Here is a 374-nt window from a genome sequence, read left to right on the forward strand (position 1 = left end):
GACTCAAAATCCGCCGCCCTTAAAAGCGTGTGGGTTCGAGTCCCACCTTCGGCACCAATGGTTTGCGGGGTTTTCGAGCGGTGGTTTTCGCTCCGCAATAAACGAACCGCTCCGCAATTCGAACAGGCCTCGCTCACGCGGGGCCTTTTCTTTTGGCGCTCAGCTGCCCTTCTCCCACCACTTCGACCGCCCCTTCCCCTTGCGCCTGGCCGACTCCTTCAACGAGGCGGCCAGCTTTTCCTCAGGGGTCCGGGTGTCGCGCATCAGCAGGTGGCTGTAGCCCGGCTCCAGCTTGGTGGGGTCCGGGCGGTGTTCGTGTTCGGGGGTGTCTGGCTTGTCTGGGGCGTCCATGCCCTCAGGATACGCCCGGGCGT

General features: G+C 63.6%; 1 protein-coding gene. It reads right to left on the bottom strand.

The window, feature by feature from the left end:
- Nucleotides 1-159 precede the first annotated feature (159 nt).
- Nucleotides 160-374: hypothetical protein (locus tag C0R07_RS19645; RefSeq protein WP_217350037.1), on the bottom strand; the 215-nt coding region annotated here is incomplete at its 5' end.

Origin of the sequence: Stenotrophomonas bentonitica (assembly GCF_002887735.1) — a bacterium.
Classification (GTDB): Bacteria; Pseudomonadota; Gammaproteobacteria; order Xanthomonadales; family Xanthomonadaceae; genus Stenotrophomonas; species Stenotrophomonas bentonitica_A.